Raw genomic sequence first — 23,773 nt, forward strand, 5'->3', positions numbered from 1 at the left:
GTGGGAACTTAGTTGGAAACAGCCAATAAGATTCGTGAGTTTCATAATCTCATAAATGGAAAAGTAGTACCTGCTGTATTTGGAAATTGGATAGAAAGTGTCAATCCGGCAGATGGAAAAGTATGGGCAAAAATTCCTTCCAGTACAGTGGAAGATACAGAAGAGGCTATTCTGGCAGCCAAACAGGCATTTGGGAAGTGGGCTGTACTTTCTGCCATCGAACGAGCAGCCTATTTAAGACAAATAGGTGACCTATTATCTCAATATGCTGAAGAGTTAGCTATGTTAGAAACGATGGATTGCGGCTGGGTGATCCGAGAAACAACTTATGGATTAATCCCTGTGTTACAAAGTATCTGGTATGACGCTGCACAGGCGGCCTCTATCGCCAGCCGAGGCGAAACCATTCAGCTGAGTGCAAATAGCTTTGGCTATACACTAAGGGAGCCATTAGGTGTAGTCGTCGGAATTTTACCATGGAATTCACCACTTTTTACGTTTACCATCAAAGCGGCCTATGCACTTGCGGCCGGGAACGCCGTGATTATCAAGCCTTCCGAATATGCATCCGTTTCTAGTTTGCGCTATGGCGAAATATTAAACAAGATTCTTCCGCCTGGTATTTTAAATGTAGTGTCCGGTGACGGGATTGTTGGAGAAGCCTTGGTAAGCCATCACGACGTTAATCGGGTGACCTTAACCGGTTCAGGAAATACGGCAAAAGCAATCGTAAGGTCAACCGCACACGCACCTAAACCACTAACATTTGAATTAGGTGGAAAGTCTCCTAATATTGTGTTTGCAGATGCAAATTTAGAAAAGGCAGCTGAGGGGGTAACAACAAACGGGATTTTTACAGGCAATGCGGGACAAATTTGTGTGGGAGGATCACGAATCCTCATTCAGCGGTCTGTCTTTGAAGAAATGATTTCTTTAATGACTGACATAATAAAGAAAAATATTAAACTTGGGTCACCAATGGATCCACAAACAACCATGGGACCGTTAGCGAATGCCACACAATATAACAAAGTGCGCCAATACATTGAATTAGGTATACAAGAAGGGGGAGAAATTGTTATTGGCGGCCGTTCCGGAGGGGAAGATGTTATACCAGATGAACCATCATTAGCTACCGGTTATTGGATAGAGCCGACCTTGATTCGTGTTGGGCGTAATTCTTTGCGTATATGCCAAGAAGAAATCTTTGGACCCGTTGCAACGGTTATGGCATTTGATACGGAGGAAGAAGCCCTGGCCATTGCCAATGATACGCACTTTGGTCTTGGAGCAGGTGTTTGGACCACCAATTTAGATTGTGCACATCGGATGATTCAGAAATTAGAGTCTGGAAATGTGTGGGTGAATACGTATCGCCGAGTAGGACCGGAATTACCATTCGGCGGTTTCAAAGATAGCGGATTTGGAAAAGATTCGATTCTTGAAAATACACGGGAAAAAACCTGTGTGATAGATGTGGGGTAAATAACAAAAGCTCTAGGCGCTATCAGATTCCGTCCTCAAGCCGATGGCGCCTTTAGCTGGACAATTCAAATGGCAACATGAACGTTGTCCTTCTTTTACCCATTTGGTCGGTATATTTTTCACTTAAAAACGGAGGGGAAAATAATGGGGGAAAAATCAGTTCGCAAGTCTTTTCATTTTTTATGTCTTGGAATTCTTCTCGTCGTGTTTGCGGAAGCAACACATATACCGGCCTATCCTAAAATGCTTGAACATTTCCAATTGGGGGCGGGATATTCCGTCTATATGCAACTGGGTTTTGCCTTAGGTTTAACAGGGTTTCAACCATTAATGGGGTGGCTTTCTGACACTCTTGGACAAAAGATTGTCATTCTGTTCGGAGCCGCTCTTCTAACGATTGGCTCACTTCTCATCGCGATAGCTCCCGCATTCTGGGTGTTAGTTTTAGGACTGTTTTTAAAAGGGTTTTCCGGTGCGGCTGTCATTCCATCCGGAGTATCGTTTGTTGCAAAATACTTTTCCTATGAGAAACGCGGAAAGACGATGGGTATCTATGGGTTTTATACAGTTATTGGCGGCCTGGCAGGACCAATATTAAGTGGAATCTTTGTAGATCGTCTTGGGTGGAACTCAATCTTTTTCCTTTGCAGCCTTTTAGGTGTAGTTGCCCTCCTGCTATTTGCCTTTGGGGTTCCGAATATCAAAGGGGTAAAATCTGCTTCATTTGACTTTTTAGGTGTATTATTTGTGTTTTTGTTACTTGGAGGACTGCTATCGATTCCAACCTTTATTAATAACTATGGGCTTTCGTCCTGGATGTGGGTTCCGGCGTTTATTATATCCCTTGTTTCGTTTCTTTTATTGCTTTTGGTGGAGAAACGTCAGAAAAAACCTCTACTGGATATTGAATATGCAAAGACAAAGAACTTTTGGGCACCTTCGGCAATTGCGGTTATTATGTTTATGTCTTTTAGCAGTGTTATGTATGTTTTAACGTTCTTTGTCCAAAGTGTGCAAGGGAAGTCTTCCACAGTGGTCGGTCTGCTTCAGTTCCCACTTTTTTTAACCATGGCATTAGCTAATATCGTAAGTGGTAGATTAATGAGTAAGATCTCGACTCGAAAGTTAATTGGCTCTAGTATAGGACTGTTGGTTGTCGGAGTAGGTATGTTATCCATTGCTAAAATGGATACCCCTTTTCTCTATTTATTCCTTTCCATGAGTATAATTGGTACAGCAATTGGTATGGTTGGTCCTGTTGTAAAATCTGTCATTGTTTCAAAGGCTAGCCCAACACGTCTTGGCGTTGTATCTTTTACGTATATCACAATAGAAAATGTTGCTTCACGTGTGGGTGCATCTTTTGCCCTTGTTACTTTCGCTCTATTTGCGGCTGGTGGAAATGCCGTAGGTGCTCTCTCAAGTACTGCCTTATTATTAACGATTTTTACAGCTTGCGCCTTTTTGTTCCTCGTGTTTATTCCAAAAAGAATAGAGGGGAATTATCAGGAAACAGAAGATTTGGCGGAACAAACTGAAGCAGTCGAAACCATTCCATTATAGTATGATTTCTCAATATAAGCATGAAAAAACAGACAGAAATATTATGTTTCTGTCTGTTTTTATAGTACTAAGTTACTTTTTTATAATGATAGAACATTTTGTTTTTAAAAAATAATTTCATAATGTGTTGACACTCTAAATATATCTATGATAAATTTATCTCATATTAAAAATAAATGAATTCGAGGTAAATTTAACTAAATCTTAAAATTTGATTTGATGATTGCAGTTGGATTGTCAAAAACTAAACAAATTTTTTTGAGAACATATCTCGAATTCGAGATAACAATAAAAAACAAGATGGGGGAATTTTAAAATGGCAAAATGGACAGTAGATCAATCACACTCAAGCGTAGGATTTGAAGTAAAACACATGATGGTGTCAAAAGTAAAAGGACAATTTGAATCTTACACAGCGGAAGTAGAAGCAACAGACTTAACAGATTTAACTTCAGCTTCTATTTCATTCACAATGGACGTTGCAAGCATCAATACACGCAGCGAAGATCGTGATAACCACTTAAGATCTGCAGATTTCTTTGATGTAGAGAATAACCCAACGATTACATTTACATCAACAAGCATTACAAAAGATGGAGATGACTATAGCGTAACGGGTGATTTAACCATTAAAGAGGTAACGAAACCAGTAACGTTTACTGTAGAATATAATGGTAAGGGTACAAATCCATGGGGCGTAGAAGTTTACGGATTTGAAGCAGAAGCAAAAATTAACCGTGAAGAATTCGGTCTAACTTGGAACGCAGCTCTTGAAACAGGCGGCGTCCTTGTAGGGAAAGACATCAAAATTAAAGTGGAATTAGAAGTTAACCGTGCAGCTTAATTGTTTCGATTAATATCAATTCAAAATGAACCGGGCGGTTTTTGCCCGGTTCTTCTATTTCCTTTACTCGGAATGATTTTTTTCTACTTTTTAAACTCATTCAATCTTTCATAAGTATCAATAAGAAAATCATAAAAAAGCTTTTCAGTTGGAAGCAGGTCACGTTCAGCAGGGTAGATTACACCGACTGTTCGCGTGAGTCTCGAATCTGAAAGGGGAATAACGACAGTAGATCGTGGTGTGTTATCGACCAATGTCATCTCAGGCATCAAGGCTACACCCAATCCTGCAGAAACTAACCCTTTTAATGCGTCAATATCCTTCCCTTCGAATGCTATGTTTGGTGAAAAACCTGCTCCGTTACATGCTTGAACCACTTGTTCACGAAACACGAACCCTTCAGGAAGAACGCAAAAAGAGTCATTTATTAAATCCCGTAATCGAACCGATTCCCTGTCTGATAACGGATGATGAAGGGGGATGAGTGCCACAATATTCTCTGTGAAAAGAATGTCCCCTTTAATCTTTTTTTCTTTTTCAAGATTTGGCATGGGGGCAATCATTGCCAAATTAAAATGGCCATTTACAACACCATCTATTAATTTGTAATAAAGGGCATTGCTCATTTGAAACTTTGCTTCGGGGAAACGAGTACGAAAAGAATAAATGATGTGAGGCAAGGTATGGGCTGCCATGCTAATCGGAAAGGCAATTCTAACGGTTCCTTTTTCAGGATTTAAATATTCTCTAATTTCTCTCTTTGAATCCTCCATCAAATACCACACTTGTCTAATCCGTTCATAAAAAATTTTGCCAAGAGGGGTTAATTTTACGCTTCGGCCCTCACGTATAAAAAGCTCTACCCCTAATTCCTTTTCTAAATTAGAAATTTGTCTACTAATGGCAGATTGGGCAATATGAAGCGCGTCTGCTGCCTCTGTTACATGCTCTCTTTTTGCTACTTCCAGGAAATATTGAATTTGTCTCGTCTCCATTTTTTACCACTCCACCTTCATGCATTTAATGCATGAAATGCATCAAAAATTTCTCAACAATTAATTATTAAATTATATATGGTAAACACATTATATTTCTACTATTAGAAACTTCGTGTTGTTTTGTCAAAAGATTTAAAGGAATGGAAGAAACGATGAAAACAAGAGTAACCGAAATCTGATGGAAATGAATCAGAAGGGGCTGGGCGGGTAATTGGTCTTATCAATAATATTCATACGGTTCAGGAATTATTTGATGAGATAATTCTAACAGCAGAAAAAGAATTAAGTCATATAGGTAGTCTTTTTGAAAAAGCAAACACATAAATAATATATGGTGATTGCTAAATCAAAGTACAGGGGTTCTAACCGAATACTGTTCCCTTATTATTATTCTATTTGTATCTTTCTCTCGAATATTTTTAGGAATGCTTGGTCAAAATACCATTTGTTACTAACAATGATGAAATGGGGACAGATAATGAAGGGAATTTTACAACAGGTAAAAGAGGAATTAGAAAAGGCATATGATAATCCACAATCCAACAATTTAGATCAATGCCTTCTGCAGCTTCAGGCGGCTAGAGAACAGTATGGGGATAAAGGTAATATGATTGAGAACTGTATCACAGCCGTAACACAAGCGAGAAATTCGATTGTTGCCTTGGAGAATGCAGGGGATGTATCTTCTGCCGCAGCCTTCGGTCAAGCCCATAATGCGATTCAAAATGCGATTGAGTCTTACGCTGGTACAGATGATAATCAGTATTAATGAGGGTGTTCCAAAAGCTTTGCTTTTGGACATCCATTTTTTATTTTGTCTGGTGGTAACTCCTGAAAAGCTAAAAAAGGAAAAAAGTTAAATTAACTTTTCCCCTTTCTTCTACTTGTTATTTCATTTACATTACTGTCTTTTCAGCACTTTCAGTGATTTTAGATTTAGTTAATAGGGACCCCACGTAATAGAAGATAGCAGAGGAACCTATACCGAATACCACCACGGAAAGATGTGGGGCATAGAAGTTAACCAATAATGCTACTATAGCAGCCATTCCCCATGCAATAAAAGGAAGAGGTTTCCACTTTGCAGAATCTAGCGTCTGATTTTTACCTAAAATAAGTTGATCTATAATGATAATGGTAGCGATTGGCGGGACAATTAAACCTAGAAGTTCCAGCCAGCTTTGGAAAGCGCTCCAAACGCCTGATACAGCTGCGATGATACCAATAATACCTAGTAAGATTGTTAAAAATCTCATGCTTTTTCCAGTCATATGAGAAAAACCAACTGCACCATTATACAAACAGTGTGTACATCCAACACCCAGATTAATAAAGACAAAGATGAGTGCCAAGAAGGAAAGAAGAGGACCTTGTCCAGATAATATAGGCATAAAGTCGCCGCCATTCGAGGCAGGATTTTGGATTACACCTGTCGCAACGATAATTGCACCTACTACTTCGGCGATAAACTTCCCAAATGGGAAGGCTGTAAATGCAGCTAGAAATCCTTCACGCCCATTTTTCGACCAACGTGTAAAGTCAGCCGTCATCGTACCAGAATCAGCAAACGTTGCAAATACCAAGGTGACTGCTGCCCCAAAAGACATAAGCCCTACACTAGTAGTTGGTTCAAAATTAAAAATATCTGGATTTCCCGTTTTAAAAGAGATAATAATAGACACAATTCCGAGAATGAGATACAGAGGTGCTGCGATCCATCCTAAAATCGTTAATGCCTTAATTCCAATAAAAGTCGCAGCAACATAAAGAACCCCGCCAATTAAGGTCATTAATAGCATTGGAGCACCAAAGGAGCGAGCCATTGTATCACCGGTTAGCCCTGTCATTAGAGCAAACCATCCTACTACCACTGTGGAAAGTAATCCCGATACAACCATGTATCCATATCGTCCAAAAGTTCTTTGAGCAGTCATGGCAAAATTTTCTCCAGATTTTCCCGCCAAATAGCTTAATGCTCCCACAATGAGACATAACAGCATATTTCCTGCTAGAATTGCAGTTATACCTAGTTTGAATCCAAGCATTGCTGTAATAACACCACCGATTACGGCACTTGTCAGAACCATTGGGAAACCAAACCAAACTGCTGCTACTGATGCTAAAGGTTTTCTATATTCTTTTGGAACAGGAGTGGTTTCAAATTCTGGATCTAATAGCTTTTGGTCCACATTATTGGTAGACATATTTTTCCCCCATCTTTTCTATTTTTAAGCGCTTTCAATAGGATCCTATATGCATATTTTAAGGAGGAAAATTATAGAAGTCTTTGGATATTGCAACTAAAAATACTCGAAACATTTAGTCATTTCATACGAAAGTTTGTGAATAAATTTTGAAAACTATACCTTTTTTGCGTGTTTATTTCTTTCATTTATTTTTCTTTATTATACTCTCCCCATCTGCACATTTGTGTAGAATTTGAGAGTGGCAAAAATGGTTGTGTTTTTGTTTTCTTGCAAATACTTTTATAAAATGTTAAACTTTAGAAGAATTATTTTTGTTCGGTGTAAAGGATAGTATATGATTAACTTTTCGTCTTGATGATCACTGAGTGCAAGGATAGTAATACATTGTGTGTAAAGCACAGCTGGAGGAAACAAAATGGAACAAGGTAAAGTAAAATGGTTTAATGCAGAAAAAGGTTTCGGATTTATCGAGCGTGAAGGCGGAGAAGACGTATTCGTTCATTTCTCAGCGATCCAAGGCGAAGGTTTCAAATCTTTAGACGAAGGTCAAGCAGTTACTTTTGACGTTGAGCAAGGTCAACGTGGAGCTCAAGCAGCTAACGTGCGTAAAGCTTAATAATAATAACAAAATAAAGCAGGCTCTTCATAGAGTCTGTTTTTTTTATATTTTCTTTTAAAAGAAGGAGCCCCACTCACGAATGAGTAGGGCACATGTAAACAAGTAAATTAAATGGTAAACAAAGTGTATCACATAATATAAAAATAAGCACCCGATTATTCGGATGCATACTTAATTATACCATGTAAATAAACTGAGTATTCTCTCTGTACATATTCTCTTAATTTAATTTTTTGTTCAATCTCTAATACTCTAACCAATTCTTGAATCTTCTTTTCATCTTCTTTTGTAGTAGGAATCTCTAATGAAAACATATTACCTCGACTACCACTTAATAATCTTTTTAATAACTCAACTTTATTCATTGGGTCATCCCCTTTAGCTGTTATATTCGACATAAAGTGGACTTTTTCCTTTGAATATCTTACATTGTTTCAAATTTTACCGACTTTCCCCTAAAGGAATTTACAGAGTCATTAGACATATACAGTCCCAAAACCCATGTGATTAATGGCAAATGGACAGATCATCAAGATTGTGAAAGAGTGTAAAGGGGGCGATTGTTCAATAGAAGCAGTCGCTTTTTTACTCATTGGGAGGTTAATTGAAGAAGGAATTACTCTTTTATTGGGAGAATTTAATAAAGATAATGTGTAAAAGTAACATGGAAATGGGGCATTTTTTTGTTGTTAATTATTATCGCAGCTTTATTTTTTCTAGGGATTACTTCTATTTCCTACCAACAAGAAGGTTTTTGTTTATTTGTATTTATGGGATTAGTGATTTTGTTATTACTTGTTAAAAAAGAAGAACGATTCGTTATATCATTACTGTTATCGTTTCTAATCGGTTTTGTGATATTTATGATTTCTAATCATTTCGTTGGAACGATGAACATATCAAAAGAAATAAAAATCATTCTTAATCGTCTTTTTCTTGTTTTTATCATTATTGGAATCGTTTTTAACCATCTCTTATTTAATAAAAAGGTTACTTGGCACAATAACAAACCTGATTGGAACAATCCTATCGTCTTACCGTTTCATAAAATTAATACATTTTGGTTTTGGTTGATTGGAATAATCGTTAATGTAATAATATATGTGTTTTTTATTGTTCAAAAGGATATAGAGTATATTCAAACACTATTATTGTTTTGTTTATTTTTTTCACTTATTAATGCAGTTTTTGAGGAAGTTATTTGGAGAGGGATATTGCTTTCTGCTCTTAAGGAACACACATCAACAGGATTTGCTGTTATCGTTACAAGTGTTGGTTTTGGACTTCTTCATCTCTCAATTGGTTTTAGTATTTTTCTTGGTTTGTCAATTTCAGTTGCCGGGGTAATTTATGCCTTAATAACACTTAAAACAAACAGTATCTATCCGAGTATCGTTTTTCATATCGTAATAAATATTGGAATGGTATATAGCGGATTTATAATCTAACACAATAAGACTACAAATGAAAATGGAGGAACTTTACGCTGTTACCAAATGCTTCGTGTGTAAAGACAAGAAAACAGGTTAAAAATGGTCAACAAAAAGCAAATTGCTTCATGTAATAGGAGTCCTTTTGCGAAAATTCTTTAAAATTATGAAGTGTAAGAGATTCTCACGTAACTACCACCAATTTTTTTTAGTGAAATCTTCAAGCGGATAAGAGGGTAGGAGAATTTTTTATTTCTTTTCTCCAGTTGTTCCAACTTCTTTGAATCCACAACCTGCTAACAAGAAGAAAAAAGTTAGAACAGAGGTAGATTTAAGTGTAGATATTTTTATAAATCACTTTTTTGCTATAGTTAAATTTTTTTATAGAATGCTATAAAACGAAATAGTTAGGTTATACATTATGAAATAAAATTATGAGGTTGTAAATAAATTTAGGAATCATTTCGATTTATATTTTTAAAAGGTGCAAACAGGTTTTGGCAGGACTTTTCCTCCGGAGATCTCCATCTAGATAGAAACGAGGCTGTATGTGAAGAGGTTAAAAGAAGTGTTACGGACTTATTTATTGACTAAATTGAGTAATGTGATTTCTTAATCCTTAATAAATGCGATTTCTTGAAGAGGAAAAATTAATTCAACTGGAGGTTTTTTTAAGAAAGTTACAGCCTGCAGCGAAGTTTCATTATTCCATAAAGGGGAATATTCACCTATCAGAGATTTTAAATACAGGTTTGTATAATTTTGAAGATTGCCAGAAGAAGAGATGTTAGACGCTTTGAATAAAGTTGGTGAGCCATTCGTATGGAATATTACTACAGTTAAATTAAATGAACGAGCCTACAAAATATGAATGTAGGACATTGATTTTATTTTAGAGACCGTCCTTTCAATTTTATTCTTGATAAAGAAGGTCTACATTTAGCCATCAAAACACTTCAAGGAGGAATTAAATTTAATAAAGTAAGATTAAGAAAAACTGGAGAATTGTACATTCCTAAAACTCTTATTAACATATTAAATATTGAAGCAGGTGACAGAATCAATATATTTATAGATGGTAACAATATTGTGTTAACAAGTAAAGCAGGGTTTGAAAAAGAAAATAAGTGTACTTATAATCAAAAAGGAACCATTCATATACCGGCAGAAATAAGAAGATTAAGTAATATCGAAACAGATACAGTTTTTACTATTAATTTCGATGAAAAGGAAAAACGGGTATACCTTATCCCGGATTTATCAGGTTGAATGGGATGGTGCTACAATCAGACTTACTCTCCAATGAGTCTGTTTTAAGACTCTCGAAATTTCGTTCTTCATGATTCTTCCCCTCATTTAATAACTCATCAAAAAGGATTCTTGTTTATTAATCTTATAACATTAAAAAATGTCATTAGAACGTGAAGAGCGAAGAGTAAATTAAACGGGGAGAGGGGAGCCAAAAGGATTCACCCCACCCCGAAGCACATTCTTATAAAGTAGATTCCCTTTCCAAATAAGAAGTCTTCATCTTTGTTTTAGTGATCTTCAGATTCCCTGCCATAATCCCGGCTAATATTAATACAACGCCGACCCATTGGGACATACTTACCTGTTCTGTTAAGACTAGCGCAGATAAGATAACAGCAATAGGCAGTTCTGCGGATGTTAAAATGGTCCCAAGACCTGGTCCGATATGTGGCATGCCGATGGTAAATAGAATTGGCGGCAAGACTACTCCTAATAATCCAAGATAAAAACCGTATGGCGCAATTTCCAATAAGACTGGTAATTGAAGTAAATCCGTTGGCGGACTAAGGAGGAAAACGGTAATCATACCTCCGGTGGTAAATAGCGCACTTTTTTGCACGGCGGGTGTATCTGTCTCTACACTACTACTAAGAAAGATGAAAGTAGTATACGTTAGTGCAGAAAGCATGCCCCAAATGGTACCTTGCCATGTCATTCCTCCACTGCCTTCGGCCATAATTCCTGAAGCAAATATTGAACCAATTACCAATATGCTAATGGAAACGACTTTCCCCATGGTTGGTTTCTTTTTATAAAAAAACCATTCAAATAAGCTGCCAATCCAGACAAATTGAAATAAAAAGATAATTGCAAGGGAAGCATTTAGAGATTGCAGTGATTGATAATAAAATAGACTGGTTAACCCAAGCGGTATTCCCGATAATAGTAATTTTCCTATTTTTGGCAAAGTCAGTTTTTTCTTTTTCGAAAAGAAAGCTACAATCCAGATTAAGAGAGCCCCCATTAAGAATTGACTTCCTGTCACCGTGGAGGAGGTAAAACCTGCTGAATAAGCTAACTTTACAAAAGTCGATAATGCACCGTAACTGCACCCCCCCAATAAAACAAGTAGTGCGTAATGCCAAGTTTTCATTATTTATACCCCTTTCATTCTATAAAACATAAAAAGCCACACAGCTATAGCAGCTGTGTGGCGAAAATAGAGATTTCTCTAGAAAAGTCCACAAACAAATTTTTTGAGTTCAATATTACTTTGTCTATTTTAATGTGATTCATCATGAATGTCAATCAACAACTTTTCATGGCAAGATCTCTTCCGTGAAAAAATCAAGTACCATACATCCAGCTCCTTGAGCTACGATGTTGTAGGCAGCGGTTGATTTGATAATCTGAACATGACTTTTAGGATAGTGCAAGAGTCGATTCTGCGCTGTTTCTGAGGCTACCTCGTAAAAAAGAGGTTTCGGCACCAACGTACCTCCACAGACAACAATATCCGGTCGCAACAGCAAAATCAGATTACTAAGGCCAACGCCAAAATAAAAAGCTGCATCTTTCAAGACATCAAGGCAAAGAGGGTCTTCATGCTCTAAAGCATTTAAAATATGATGGAAATCGGTATCTTCTGTATCTTTAACTGAATCTTGAAGTATAGAATTATGACCTCGTTTAAGCCGCCGGACCACTTCGTTACGGATTGCAGGCAAGCTGCTGTATGCTTGTAGACATCCATACGAGCCACATAAACAACGCCGTCCATGTATATCCACTACCATATGGCCAAGGGTATCATCCATTTCCATATTTTGACGGACCAATCTACCTTGTAAAATAGTACCGCACCGAATTCCCATATCACTGGAGACAAAAACTAAATTGTCTGTTTCTTTCCAATAATTTTTACGGTATTCCGCTAATGCAGCCAGATTTGTTCCGTTATCGATGAATACCGGTGAATGATGATACTGTTGTAAATAGTCGACCATATTAAGATTATCCCAGCCCCCGGAAGGAAACAGAAGTGGGTTTAAGAAAACCCCTGTTTCTTTATCGATAGGATCAAGGACTCCTATTCCAATGCCCAGCAATTTCTCCCTTTGAATATTGTGTTTAGACAGAAGTTCATCAACACTTCTTGATACAAAGTTTAATGTATACTCTCCCGTGCATTGTGAATCCATCCTTAATTTCTCAACGTCGACCATATCTAATTTTAGATCAAGGAGTAACACTGTAGTATATAAGTTTGTGATTTCTACTCCAATTAAATAATAAGCGTCAGGTTTTATAACGTACATAAGTGGTTTACGTCCTCCACTAGATTCCCCAATTCCACTATCATAAATCAAGCCTTCCTGTACGAGCTCGTCCAGTAAACGTGTGCAGGTCACATGTTTATATCCTGTTATTTCAGTAAGTGTATTAATCCTGACGGGACCTAACTTACGAACAAGGCTATATAAAAGTTTTAGGTTCTTTGTTTTAGGTGATAGTAAGCCCGTAAATTGCTTTAACATAAACTGCCTCCAGAATGAATAAGGGTTATTTTACATTTTAGCGGATTCCTTCATAAAGGAGAAGGTCATACAACAAACTTTCTTCCTTTTTGAAAAAAAGGAATTTGATAAATAAGGATGAATAGTTTATTTTAAGATGATTATTAGAAACTTTTTTTCAAAATGATTTTTAGTGATTTACAATCGCCTCAAAATCTATTAAACTTTCTATATAAATTGGTTTGAAAAAAGGAGATAATTTTAATGCATTTGATGCAAGATATTTTAGAAGCTAGAGATTTCATCATTAGTAAGACTGGTGTTACTCCAACAATTGGTATGATTCTAGGATCAGGATTAGGACCGCTTGCAGATGAAATTGAGAACCCTGTCACCATTCCTTATAGCGAGATACCTCACTTTGCAAAATCGGAAGCGATCGGCCACTCAAATGAATTAATAATTGGGAATCTAATGGGTAAAACGGTAGTTTCCATGAAGGGACGCTTTCATTATTATGAAGGTTTTACTTTAGATGAAGTCACTTTTCCAGTACGTGTAATGAAGGCGCTGGGTGTAGAGAATCTACTTATCACGAATGCATGCGGTGCGGTTAATACAAGCTTTAACCCTGGAGATTTAATGTTAATTACCGATCATATTAATTTAGTCGGTACCAATCCATTAATTGGTCCAAATAATAATGAATTAGGAACCCGTTTCCCTGATGTTTCTCAAGTATATAATCGTGATTTACGAGGTATTGCTGTAAATGTAGCAAAAGAACAAAACATCACCTTACAAGAGGGTGTGTATGCTTGGTGGAGTGGACCGGCGTACGAAACTCCAGCTGAGATCCGTATGATTCGAACATTAGGAGCGGATGCTGTTGGTATGTCAACTGTCCCAGAGGCGATTGTAGCGATACATGGGGGGATGAAGGTACTCGGTATTTCCTGTTTAACCAATATGGCATGTGGGATTTTGGATCAACCATTAAGTCATGATGAAGTCATTGAAGTAGCAGCTTTAGTAAGAGATAAATTTATCAAACTAGTGAAGGAAACTATTAACAGAATGTAATACACTTTTTCATGCTGACTTTTTATCATTTAGATAAAAAGTCAGCTGAAGATAAATAATCTTTCTCTACTATTAAGAAACTAGTTTTAGTCCAATGGTTGCACTCAAAATCAATGCAATACATGCTAACCTTCGCCAATCTTTTGATTCCCCGTATATTATGATTCCTAAGATGGCTCCGCCAGCTGAGCCGATTCCTGTCCAGATTGCATAAGCGGTTCCCATAGGCAGAGTTTTCATGGCGTAGGCAAGAAAAAGAAAACTTGCTCCAAATCCTAAAATTAATAGTAAGAATGATTGCCAATTACGACTGTTGTTTAATTTATTTATGGTAACCACACCAAATGCTTCACATAATCCAGCTATGATTAATGTTATCCACGCCATTAGGACTCAGCTCCTTCGTGAATATCGTCTTTTGTTAACAACTTCAATCCAAGAACTCCGACAAGCAAAAGTAATATCAACGTTATTTTTTCCAACTTGATAGGTTCTCCGAAGAACAAGATTTCAGAAATGACTGTTCCTGCAGTTCCTAATCCTACAAAAACTGCATATACCGTACCGACTGGAAGTTTTCGTCCGGCCATTATGATTAAGTAAAAACTCACCATAATCGAGATCACCGTACCAGTCCAAGTCCAAAAATCATCTGCATGTTTTAGACCTATCACCCAAAACACTTCGAAAAATGCTCCAACAAACACTTTCATCCAATTGGCATTCACATTCATCCCTATTACCTCCATTTAAAATGTTTAGAAAACAAAAAAGCCTGAGAGAACACTGTTTTAAAACAGTATCTCCCAGGCTTTTATCCTTCCGTGACACAGCATAAGCTGTGAGTTTTCTCTCGGACCAAACCAGTAAAGTGACTGCGGAACCCTAGAAAACATTTACATATACAATTACCATTCATTATAAACATATTAAACATTTATTCAATAGTAAAATGTGTAAAAATGGTGTTTTTCCATTAACAGCTATTCTTTAATTGTGATTTTCCGGTTTTTAAATGATCCCGCATGCTGAAGTGTGATGTGCACTTCAAAGGATTTTATACTATCTTCACGGAGCAGGGTATCCTGGTCATTTTGCTTTTTCCATTCGAGGTTATATTTGCGGTAAAGCTGGTGCTGCAAGTTTAGAAAATCTATATTATGTTCTAACCCTAATTGATAAAGTTGCCGTATTTCCGATATGATTCCTTTCCTTACAAACTCCTCCATTGCTTCTACATGAATCGTGTTGTTTCTCATGCGATTACTTACTATGCCATTCGCAAAGTAGAGGATGTTGAAGCGAAAGTCCCCATTTTGCATAACTGGTTGGATTTGGAACATTTGATCTTCAAGTACCGTAATAAATTCAGGGTTATTTTTAGTTGGTAATAGGATCGCAGCACGAACCGTTTCGGGGGTCAGCCAGCGCAACCCTTTCAATTTCTCAAGTGCAAAAAAACCTTTATACTCGTTATCGTGTAAAACAAAAGCTCCATCAATGGCTAGTTTCGCTTCGTTCTTTTTATTATTCTTCCACTGGGTATCATCCACCGTGAGGGAAGGTAAATAAGTGGTGCGGGCAGGCTCAAAAAATTCACGTGCAAATCGATTTAACTTTATAGGCCTTAGGGATGAACTTTGCTCATATGAACTTTCTGGACTATGCAAAATGGTATCCAATGGGCTTTGATTAAAAAATCCAGTCGTTGAGAGTATGTCGACGACGGAATCCTTAGTCCCGAACATCCATGGAGTTGGTCGGAATTCATAATAACGAGTCAACCCATCAAAGACACTCCCCATTCCTTTTTTTAGTACATTTTCGCTTAAAACAATCGCTGTCACATTTGCCCAAAGAAACCGTTCTTGTGCCGTGTGATAAGCCTTGAAAAATCCATCAATAAATGTTTTTCCTCTTGTTTCTGAAACATAAACCTCAGGTGGCGCTTTATCAATGCCTTCCTTTTTGGCAACAGCACTCAATCCGATCATTTGAATATAAACATAATACTCCCCATCTCGATAGTCGACACCAATGGCCGTTGCAAAGTTTTGGTTTTCAATCTCACCGATGTCATGCGAACAAGCATTTAAAAAGAGGAGACAAAGAACAAGAATGGTCAAGTAATCCATCATTGATTTTCGTTTCATGCTATTTTCTCCGCTTCTGGATAAATGAAATTCCGAATTTTTTTCGATCATATGGATTCACAAACAATGCTGCTAAATATTCACTGAATGTTAACGAGGCAATCGGTTCCAGATAAGCGATTTTAAATGATTCCAAAGTAGAAAGGTAAATAAGAATGCTAAAGAATCCAATCACTAGCCCGTACACGCCTAAAAAAATGGATAGAATTAAGGTATATACACGGAGGATACTTACGGTTCCAACCAATGATTGGTTCACCAGTGTATAACTTGCCACCGCTGTTAAGGCAATCACCACAATCATCGTTGGGGAAGCGAGCCCTGCACGAATTGCCGCATCACCAATGATTATACCTCCGACAATGGAAACAGTCTGTCCAAGAAAAGTAGGCATTCGGATCCCGGCTTCTCGTAACAATTCAAACAAACCTAGTATAAAAATCGCTTCTAGACCTATAGGTAACGGCAGCCCCTCACGCGAGACAACAACAGTGGCTAGTAAGGCAAACGGCAATTGGTCAATATTGACGGAAGAAAGTGAAACCCAAAATCCAGGGAGGAAGATTGCTACCCCTAGGCCAATCATTCGAATTAACCGTCCAAAAAGAACAAAATAGTAAGGGAAATGAACATCTTCAGGCGATTTAATTAACTCAAAAATATTAACCGGCCCAATTAATACAGAAGGTGAGCCATTTACTATTAAAATAAATCTTCCTCGGAGCATGCTTTCAATGACAAAATCTGGGCGTGTTACATAATCGAATAATGGAAACAAAGAAAAGGTGTAATCGGATAGCCATTGCTCTAGTTGACCACTGCTCACAATACTTTCGCCTCTAAAATCTGTAAGTCGCTTTCTGATTTCCTGAATTAGATTTTGATTGGTTTTATCATTTAGATATAGCAGCGACACTTCTGTTTTACTTAGTGAACCTAGGATAAACGATTCAGAGTAAAGCTGTTCCGACTTCAATCGCTTGCGAATTAAAGCAATGTTTACATTTACTTCCTCAGTAAAACTATCCTTCGGTCCTTTAATGGAAACCTCTGTATTCGATTCTTGCGGATTCCGCTGAGGGATTTTGCTAATATCAAACACATGAAAAAACGGCGTCCCTTCCTGAAACACTATCAGCGAACCTGAAAATATAAGATTCACGAGTTCATTCATTTTTTTGATATGCTGGACGGGTGGGAGCATTTCGGAATGACTACGTGGTTCTTTGTTACTAATACTAAGAAGTATACGGTTAAAATACTCATTTAATTGCGTTGAATCAAGCATTCCTTTGCAATAAAAGGCTTGCAATTTTTCGTCTATTTCATTTGTTATAAACCTTACATCGGCATAATGATAAAAAAAACTCTTTACCTGATCGCAAGTCAATGTCCCTTTTGCTAAATCCTCGTTTAAAAGTTCAGTGTTCATATGTGCTCAGATTCCTTTCTTGTTGGCAGGAGGCCAATGATTAATAGCGCCAACGAAATCAGAACCGCACTTATTAAAGCAGTTGGATAAAAGTACCTTCCGACTATGGTTTGCACCCATATATCACTTAACGGAATGATTGTGATTAATCCTAAAAGAAGTGTAGAAACGGAATACACATGTTTTTTGTTTGAAGTTGAAAGTCCCTTCATCATATCTGCAAGCAGAAATAGTCCTAATGAAACCCGGATGAGTTCGCCGCTTAAAAATTGAAATACCGCTAAAAAGTCCACATGAGATATATATTCTCCTAAGGTAATAAGTCGCCATTGTTCAAAAGCTGGGAACCGCATATCAGATGCAACAGCTGGTCCAAATGAAGACAAGGAACCCATGGTGGGACCAAGAATTAGACCTGCTAAAATGGTGATAAGAATGAAAAGGTTGAGTAAGGTAAATGATTTTTTTAAATGTTGCTGAAGGAGTAAAAGAACAAGCAAATCTGCGCTTCCACCAAGAATAATGATGGTCCCTTTTATTACGGGGTGATAGCCATTCACAAGTATTGGAAACAGATAGGAATAATCTTTCTCACTCATAGTAAAAAAAGCGACAAATATGCCAAGCATCCAAACAAATGGCAATAGGACAGCTGAAACATAGACAATTGATTTTAAACCACTATAGGCTGACCACGCACAAATCAGTAAAAATGGCAGCATTATGATAAAAGCTGGTGTTCGTGGCAGAAAATAAATATTAATGGATTGAATTAAATCATAGAAAGATATCGCACTGATCGCAAAAACATAGGCCGCAAAAATGCTGATGAGAAAAGTAGAAATGGTCCTTCCTGCACGTTCTTTTACCCATTCAAATAGACTTAGGCGCTGTTGGTTTTTTTTCATAATCAAATAAAGGATAAATCCCCAAAACAGTAGGAAAACATAAGAAACCAAAACACATAACCATGCGTCTCGTTTTCCGGTCGCCAGCAAATGAGGCATGATGAGTACATGATTAGAAATCCCAATAAAAAGGATGATAACAAATGATAATTGAGCCCGAGAAAACTGCATATATACACCACCATAAATTCCACTCTAGTTAGGTTTTGTTAGTGCTTCCAAATTATGCATAAGAGGGCAGGAAGACAAAACTTTAGTACGCTGGGTTATAATATCTAACGGAAGGTTTAAGCAAACTAACTTGTTACAAGCATACGAATGCATACTATTATTGATCAATTACATAACGTTTATGTGAAAGAGGGATATGATGAAACTATCAGGGAATACAGTGCTCATTACGGGCGGGGCAGCAGGAATCGGGTTTGCATTTACCGAGAGATTCATAAAAGAAGGCAATAAAGTCATTGTTTGCGGCCGACGTGAAGCAAAGCTCCAGGAAGCAAAGGATAAATATCCTGAACTGATTACACGCGTATGTGATGTCACTAAAGAATCTGACCGGATTGCTTTGTTTGATTGGATAACGAGTGAGTACCCGGATGTGAACGTACTTATAAACAATGCAGGCATTCAGCAGCGCTACCATGTTCTTAAAACGAACGGGAAGGAAGATTGGAACTATTACAGTCAAGAAATAGCCTCCAACATCGAGGCGCCATTTCATTTTGCGATGCTATTTGCACCGTACTTTGCCAATAAAGCCTATGCCGTGATCCTTAATGTATCTTCAGGTTTAGCCTATACCCCAATTGCGATTGCACCGATTTATTCAGCTACAAAAGCGGCGGTTCATTCTTTTACCATGAGCTTACGGCACCAGCTTGAAGATACGCCCATTGAAGTGATCGAAATAGCGCCGCCTGCTGTTAATACCGATTTAGGCGGAGCAGGACTGCATACCTTTGGCACTCCTGTAGATGAATTTGCCGATGCGATATTTAAGGACCTTGAAGCTGGAAAAACCGAAATTGGATACGCACGTGCTGAAAAAGCGATGAGGATGTCGCGAGATGAAATTAATGAGACTGTAAAGGCGATGTACGCCAATATGAAAAACACAATACTTTAATAATATTTGGAGCTACCCATGAAAGTAGCTCCTTTTTGTTTTATTAACCAATTATTTTATTTTTAGGTTGTGTATTTAATTTCGAATACATGAAATGGAAGGAGATACTATTTATATCCTTTTCAGATAGAATCCCAAACACTATTAGCTATGTTCACCAGATGTTTAATCTTGTTCCATTGATCTTCTTCTGTTAAAAGATTTCCTTCTTCTGTACTAGCAAAACCACATTGAGGGCTTAATGCTAGGTTTTCTAAAGGAATAGACTGGCATGCTTCCTTGATCCTGGCTTTAATGGTTTCAGGATTTTCCAGCTCTGGCGATTTAGAGGTAATTAATCCTAGAACAACAGTCATGTCAGGTCGTTTAAAGCTTTTTAATGGTTCAAAATCACCAGAGCGTTGATCATCATATTCTAAGAACAGTCCATCTACATTTAATTCAGCAAAAATCGCATCAGAAATCTGGTCATATCCACCACTTGTAATGTAGGTGGATTTAAAGTTTCCACGGCAGATATGCATGGTAATTAACAAATCATCCGGTTTGTCCGCAATCACGTCGTTGATACAAGATACTCTAGTTTTAATAATATCTTGTACGTCCATGCCTTCTTTTTCAACAACTGCCGAAATCCGTTCTTCCGAGACAAAATCAATCCAAGACGTGTCATCTAATTGCAAGTAACGACAGCCTGCATCATAGAATGCTTGAATTGCCTTTCTGTATGCAGCAACAGTATCGTCATAAAACTGTTCTTTATTGCCGTTATAATACTCATCACCTTGAATTCTAGTGAATAGCATGTTTGGACTGGGAATCGAGAACTTCGCTACTTGGCTTCCATCCCCATATTTTTCTACCACTTCTTTTAAAAATTGAAAGTGTTCAATCATATAGTGGTGATTGAAGTCGACCTTACCAACTACTTTAATTGCATTATTCCTTGTTTTCGCGCCTTTGAAGGCACTAACATATTGGCTTTCAAAGAATTCCACGCCTTTTAGACCGGCTAAAAAATCCAAATGCCACCATGAGCGTCTAAACTCGCCATCCGTGATGGATTTAAGACCTGCCTCTATTTGTTTTTGTACTAACTTCTCAATTTCTATATCCTCTACTTCCTTTAGGGCTCCTCTATCAATCTCACCGTTTGCAAAAGCCTTTCTCGCTGCTTTAATCGGTTCTGTTCGAAGGAAACTCCCTACATGATCGGCTTTAAACGGAGCTTTAACTAGTGTTTTTGTCATCATTCTTACCCTCTTTCTGAAATATAAAAAAAACCCCTCTTCTTTAAAATAAGAAGAGGGTGAAGTCCATAACTAAATCTCTTCTTATCTTCAAGTAATCACTACTGGAATTGGCACAGTACCATTGATAAGTCTGCTGCCGAGGCTTCACAGGGCCAGTCCCTCCGCCTCTCTTGATAAGAGTATTCTCGTATATTTAATTACCTGTAAAGTTACACGTATATAGATAATCTGTCAACAAATAACTTTTACGATATCGCTTTCGTTTCAAATTACGAACAAAATTATAATTTTATCAAACATCGTTCGTGTATTGATAAAAATATATGCTTGTAATCGGAAAAAATATAGGGTATTATAAGCAAAAGACAAACGATAGGGGTTGTATTTGGTGTTTGGTACCCAGAAAAAAAAGATAATGTTACTTGGATCAGGTGAACTTGGAAAAGAGACGATTATTGAGGCACAGCGAATAGGACTTGAGACCATTGCGGTTGACCGTTATGAAAATGCTCCAGCTATGCAGGTGGCTCATCGTTCTTATGTGGTGGACATGCTTGATGGAGAAGAACTTCGTAGAGTGATAGAACGAGAGAAACCAGATTTAGTGGTTCCAGAAATTGAGGCGATTGCAACGGAAACACTAGTGGAACTTGAGGATGAAGGATTTCATATCGTACCGACAGCGAATGCCGTGAACTTAACAATGGATAGAGAAGGAATCCGCCGATTGGCGAGCGAGAAACTAGGGCTCCCTACAGCGAAGTACGCTTTTGCAGACACACTTTACGAACTTAGGAATGCCGTCCAGAAAATTGGGACACCTTGCGTTATAAAACCGATCATGAGTTCTTCTGGAAAAGGGCAAACGATTTGCCGTTCCATGGAGGATGTAGAATGGTCTTGGAATGAGGCAATGGCAGGTGGTAGAGGCAAGAAAGCGCGAATGATTGTGGAGGAATTTATCCATTTTGAATCTGAAATCACGTTGTTAACTGTACGCTCCGCTTCCGGAACAACTTTTTGTGCACCTATTGGACACGTGCAAAGAGAGGGTGACTATATTGAATCCTGGCAGCCACATGACATGTCAGAGGCGCATATCCTAGAGGCGCAGGATATCGCCAAAAAAATCACCGATGCGCTTGGCGGGTACGGAGTTTTTGGAGTGGAATTATTTCTTTCCACACAAGGTGTCTATTTTAGTGAAGTGTCCCCACGGCCGCATGACACGGGGATGGTTACAATGGTTACACAAGATTTATCAGAGTTTGCCTTACATGTAAGGGCGATTTTAGGTTATCCGATTCCAGATGTTCAGCTAGTCAAATCAGGTGCAAGTCATACGATTAAGGCCACAAAAGAAAGTAAGAACTACCACCTATCTGGAATTGCAGACAGCTTAGCGGTTCCTCTTACACAGGTTCGTGTATTTGGAAAACCGGAAACAAAAGTGGGACGACGGATGGCGGTTGTGTTAAGCAACGGAGCAACTGTGAATGAGGCTAGAGAACGAGCTCAGACAGCAGCTTCTAAATTAATGTTAACCTATGAAGATTAACCTATTAGGATCATCAAGATTATACAATTTGGAAAGAGGGATGGTTGAATGCATACAAAAAATCGTTGGTTAATCGCCTTATCGGCGGTTGGCATACATATTTCGATTGGTTCGGTTTACGCTTGGAGTGTTTTTACAAAACCCATGCAACAAGAAATGGGATGGGGGTTAAAGCAAATATCCTTCACCTTTAGCTTGGCTATTCTTTTCTTAGGATTATCTGCAGCCTTTTTAGGACATTTTGTCGAGAAGTTTGGTCCAAGAGCAGCTGGAACATTAAGCGCTGTGTTTTTTGGAGTTGGAGTTGCAGGGGCAGGTTTTGCGATTCAAGTTGAATCATTGCTATTACTCTATTTATTTTATGGAATGATCGCTGGAATTGGGTTGGGAGTGGGATACATTACTCCTGTTTCTACGTTGGTAAAGTGGTTCCCTGACAGAAGAGGTCTTGCAACAGGACTCGCGATTATGGGATTTGGATTTGCTTCCATGATCAGCAGTCCGATAATGAATCATTTAATCGTGAACTATGGGATTTCTAACACTTTCTATATACTGGGAGCGGCTTACTTCATTATTATCTTTTGTTCGGCTCAATATCTTGCACCGCCAAAAGAGGGGTGGCTGCCGAAGGATATTAAGGCAGCGGGACAAAAATCAGGCGGTATGAAAGTAAAAGAGGATTTGCGTCAGTTAACCGCCAATGAGGCAGTCAGAACAAGACAATTTTGGGCTTTATGGTTGATGTTATTTATCAATGTTACATGTGGTATTGCGATTCTTTCGGTTGCATCACCGATGGCGCAAGAGCTAGTGGGTATGACAGCAACTGGAGCAGCAACAATGGTTGGAATCATGGGGTTATTTAACGGAGGGGGTAGAATTGTTTGGGCTACCATTTCTGATTACATCGGAAGACCAAATGTCTACACACTCTTCTTTGCTTTTCAAATTGTCGCCTTTTTCATGCTTCCAAATATAACAGTAGGGATACTATTTTCGATTATCGTTTATATGATTATGACCTGTTATGGAGGAGGTTTTTCCTCAATACCAGCTTATATCGGCGATTTGTTTGGTACCAAGCAGCTTGGAGCCATCCATGGATATATTTTGACAGCATGGGCAGCAGCTGGTCTAGCAGGACCAATATTTGTATCATGGGTCAGAGAAACTACAGGCAGTTATCAAGGCACATTAGTCATTTTTTCGGGAATCTTTATTGTCGCGCTAACGGTTTCACTCCTTATACGTCTTGATATCAGGAAAATAAGGGCTATGAGCGAAAATCAAATGATGAAAAATGTGGAAAATCTTTAGATTAAAATAGAATGAGAAAAG

The 23,773-nt window shown here is 38.0% G+C and carries 22 protein-coding genes, 1 pseudogene and 2 riboswitches; of the genes and pseudogenes, 12 read left to right on the plus strand and 11 right to left on the minus strand.

Annotated elements, in window-relative coordinates; genetic code table 11:
• Positions 1–12: 12 nt before the first annotated feature.
• The 3 genes from ACN6MT_RS16940 to ACN6MT_RS16950 all read left to right on the plus strand — a co-directional run bounded on the left by ACN6MT_RS16940 (position 13) and on the right by ACN6MT_RS16950 (position 3,892).
• Positions 13–1,485: an aldehyde dehydrogenase family protein gene (locus ACN6MT_RS16940; protein ID WP_419887180.1), complete on the plus strand. Its 1,473-nt coding sequence runs from the start codon at positions 13–15 to the stop codon at positions 1,483–1,485.
• Positions 1,486–1,629: 144 nt separating this feature from the next.
• Positions 1,630–3,048, plus strand: a complete 1,419-nt coding sequence (locus ACN6MT_RS16945; protein ID WP_419887181.1) for an MFS transporter — start codon at positions 1,630–1,632, stop codon at positions 3,046–3,048.
• 316 nt (positions 3,049–3,364) lie between these two features.
• Positions 3,365–3,892, plus strand: a complete 528-nt coding sequence (locus ACN6MT_RS16950; protein WP_419887182.1) for a YceI family protein — start codon at positions 3,365–3,367, stop codon at positions 3,890–3,892.
• 83 nt (positions 3,893–3,975) lie between these two features.
• Here ACN6MT_RS16950 and ACN6MT_RS16955 read toward each other — a convergent pair whose 3' ends face one another.
• Complete coding sequence (locus tag ACN6MT_RS16955) at positions 3,976–4,887, minus strand: LysR family transcriptional regulator (protein ID WP_419887183.1); 912 nt, start codon at positions 4,885–4,887, stop codon at positions 3,976–3,978.
• A gap of 481 nt (positions 4,888–5,368) precedes the next feature.
• On the opposite strand from ACN6MT_RS16955, the gene ACN6MT_RS16960 reads away from it, so the two are divergent.
• Positions 5,369–5,659 carry a hypothetical protein gene (locus ACN6MT_RS16960; RefSeq protein ID WP_419887184.1) on the plus strand — a complete coding sequence of 97 codons (291 nt, stop codon included), beginning with the start codon at positions 5,369–5,371 and terminating at the stop codon, positions 5,657–5,659.
• A gap of 127 nt (positions 5,660–5,786) precedes the next feature.
• Here ACN6MT_RS16960 and ACN6MT_RS16965 read toward each other — a convergent pair whose 3' ends face one another.
• Entirely contained in the window at positions 5,787–7,094 is a 1,308-nt protein-coding gene (locus tag ACN6MT_RS16965; protein ID WP_419887185.1) for a cytosine permease, read from the minus strand.
• 418 nt (positions 7,095–7,512) lie between these two features.
• On the opposite strand from ACN6MT_RS16965, the gene ACN6MT_RS16970 reads away from it, so the two are divergent.
• The gene (locus tag ACN6MT_RS16970) at positions 7,513–7,713 is read left to right on the plus strand and encodes a cold-shock protein (RefSeq protein ID WP_027322891.1); all 201 of its coding nucleotides are present in this window, start codon (positions 7,513–7,515) and stop codon (positions 7,711–7,713) included.
• A gap of 158 nt (positions 7,714–7,871) precedes the next feature.
• On the opposite strand, the gene ACN6MT_RS16975 is transcribed toward ACN6MT_RS16970, so the two are convergent.
• Positions 7,872–8,081, minus strand: coding sequence for a hypothetical protein (locus tag ACN6MT_RS16975; protein ID WP_419887186.1), 210 nt, complete (start codon positions 8,079–8,081; stop codon positions 7,872–7,874).
• Positions 8,082–8,399: 318 nt separating this feature from the next.
• On the opposite strand from ACN6MT_RS16975, the gene ACN6MT_RS16980 reads away from it, so the two are divergent.
• The 3 genes and pseudogenes from ACN6MT_RS16980 to ACN6MT_RS16990 all read left to right on the plus strand — a co-directional run bounded on the left by ACN6MT_RS16980 (position 8,400) and on the right by ACN6MT_RS16990 (position 10,415).
• Positions 8,400–9,164 carry a CPBP family intramembrane glutamic endopeptidase gene (locus tag ACN6MT_RS16980; RefSeq protein ID WP_419887187.1) on the plus strand — a complete coding sequence of 255 codons (765 nt, stop codon included), beginning with the start codon at positions 8,400–8,402 and terminating at the stop codon, positions 9,162–9,164.
• Positions 9,165–10,151: 987 nt separating this feature from the next.
• Positions 10,152–10,208 (plus strand): annotated as a pseudogene (locus ACN6MT_RS16985) (hypothetical protein); the annotation flags it as partial.
• A 27-nt stretch (positions 10,209–10,235) separates the two neighbouring features.
• Positions 10,236–10,415: a hypothetical protein gene (locus tag ACN6MT_RS16990; RefSeq protein ID WP_419956557.1), complete on the plus strand. Its 180-nt coding sequence runs from the start codon at positions 10,236–10,238 to the stop codon at positions 10,413–10,415.
• Positions 10,416–10,638: 223 nt separating this feature from the next.
• Here ACN6MT_RS16990 and ACN6MT_RS16995 read toward each other — a convergent pair whose 3' ends face one another.
• Positions 10,639–11,550 carry an EamA family transporter gene (locus ACN6MT_RS16995; protein ID WP_419887188.1) on the minus strand — a complete coding sequence of 304 codons (912 nt, stop codon included), beginning with the start codon at positions 11,548–11,550 and terminating at the stop codon, positions 10,639–10,641.
• Between the two features lie 166 nt (positions 11,551–11,716).
• Complete coding sequence (locus ACN6MT_RS17000) at positions 11,717–12,934, minus strand: ROK family protein (protein WP_419887189.1); 1,218 nt, start codon at positions 12,932–12,934, stop codon at positions 11,717–11,719.
• 243 nt (positions 12,935–13,177) lie between these two features.
• On the opposite strand from ACN6MT_RS17000, the gene ACN6MT_RS17005 reads away from it, so the two are divergent.
• Complete coding sequence (locus ACN6MT_RS17005) at positions 13,178–13,996, plus strand: purine-nucleoside phosphorylase (RefSeq protein ID WP_419887190.1); 819 nt, start codon at positions 13,178–13,180, stop codon at positions 13,994–13,996.
• A 72-nt stretch (positions 13,997–14,068) separates the two neighbouring features.
• Here ACN6MT_RS17005 and ACN6MT_RS17010 read toward each other — a convergent pair whose 3' ends face one another.
• From ACN6MT_RS17010 to ACN6MT_RS17030, 5 genes are all read right to left on the minus strand, one after another.
• A complete protein-coding gene (locus ACN6MT_RS17010) occupies positions 14,069–14,383 on the minus strand; it encodes a DMT family transporter (RefSeq protein WP_419887191.1) in 315 nt (104 codons plus the stop codon).
• The gene (locus ACN6MT_RS17015; RefSeq protein ID WP_419956461.1) at positions 14,383–14,724 is read right to left on the minus strand and encodes a DMT family transporter; all 342 of its coding nucleotides are present in this window, start codon (positions 14,722–14,724) and stop codon (positions 14,383–14,385) included. Before ACN6MT_RS17015 ends, ACN6MT_RS17010 begins: the two co-directional genes overlap by 1 nt.
• Before the next feature lie 73 nt (positions 14,725–14,797).
• A riboswitch (guanidine-I (ykkC/yxkD leader) is annotated at positions 14,798–14,896 on the minus strand.
• A gap of 83 nt (positions 14,897–14,979) precedes the next feature.
• A complete protein-coding gene (locus ACN6MT_RS17020; RefSeq protein WP_419887192.1) occupies positions 14,980–16,149 on the minus strand; it encodes a Ger(x)C family spore germination protein in 1,170 nt (389 codons plus the stop codon).
• Position 16,150: 1 nt separating this feature from the next.
• Positions 16,151–17,581 carry a spore germination protein gene (locus tag ACN6MT_RS17025; RefSeq protein ID WP_419887193.1) on the minus strand — a complete coding sequence of 477 codons (1,431 nt, stop codon included), beginning with the start codon at positions 17,579–17,581 and terminating at the stop codon, positions 16,151–16,153.
• Complete coding sequence (locus ACN6MT_RS17030; RefSeq protein WP_419887194.1) at positions 17,578–18,660, minus strand: GerAB/ArcD/ProY family transporter; 1,083 nt, start codon at positions 18,658–18,660, stop codon at positions 17,578–17,580. The genes ACN6MT_RS17025 and ACN6MT_RS17030 overlap by 4 nt, the downstream gene beginning before the upstream one ends.
• Positions 18,661–18,859: 199 nt before the next feature.
• On the opposite strand from ACN6MT_RS17030, the gene ACN6MT_RS17035 reads away from it, so the two are divergent.
• Complete coding sequence (locus tag ACN6MT_RS17035) at positions 18,860–19,621, plus strand: SDR family oxidoreductase (RefSeq protein ID WP_419956462.1); 762 nt, start codon at positions 18,860–18,862, stop codon at positions 19,619–19,621.
• 122 nt (positions 19,622–19,743) lie between these two features.
• On the opposite strand, the gene ACN6MT_RS17040 is transcribed toward ACN6MT_RS17035, so the two are convergent.
• On the minus strand, positions 19,744–20,871 hold the full coding sequence (locus ACN6MT_RS17040) for a 5-methyltetrahydropteroyltriglutamate--homocysteine S-methyltransferase (protein WP_419956463.1): 1,128 nt from the start codon (positions 20,869–20,871) through the stop codon (positions 19,744–19,746).
• Positions 20,872–20,952: 81 nt separating this feature from the next.
• A riboswitch (SAM riboswitch) is annotated at positions 20,953–21,054 on the minus strand.
• A 235-nt stretch (positions 21,055–21,289) separates the two neighbouring features.
• Here ACN6MT_RS17040 and purT point away from each other — a divergent pair.
• Both purT and ACN6MT_RS17050 read left to right on the plus strand, forming a co-directional pair.
• Positions 21,290–22,432 (plus strand): formate-dependent phosphoribosylglycinamide formyltransferase, encoded by a 1,143-nt coding sequence (gene purT / locus ACN6MT_RS17045; RefSeq protein WP_419956464.1) that lies wholly within the window; start codon positions 21,290–21,292, stop codon positions 22,430–22,432.
• A 48-nt stretch (positions 22,433–22,480) separates the two neighbouring features.
• Positions 22,481–23,752 carry an L-lactate MFS transporter gene (locus tag ACN6MT_RS17050; RefSeq protein WP_063251778.1) on the plus strand — a complete coding sequence of 424 codons (1,272 nt, stop codon included), beginning with the start codon at positions 22,481–22,483 and terminating at the stop codon, positions 23,750–23,752.
• Positions 23,753–23,773: the final 21 nt, after the last annotated feature.

The organism is Neobacillus niacini (assembly GCF_048572935.1).
Taxonomy (GTDB): domain Bacteria; phylum Bacillota; class Bacilli; order Bacillales; family Cytobacillaceae; genus Neobacillus; species Neobacillus niacini.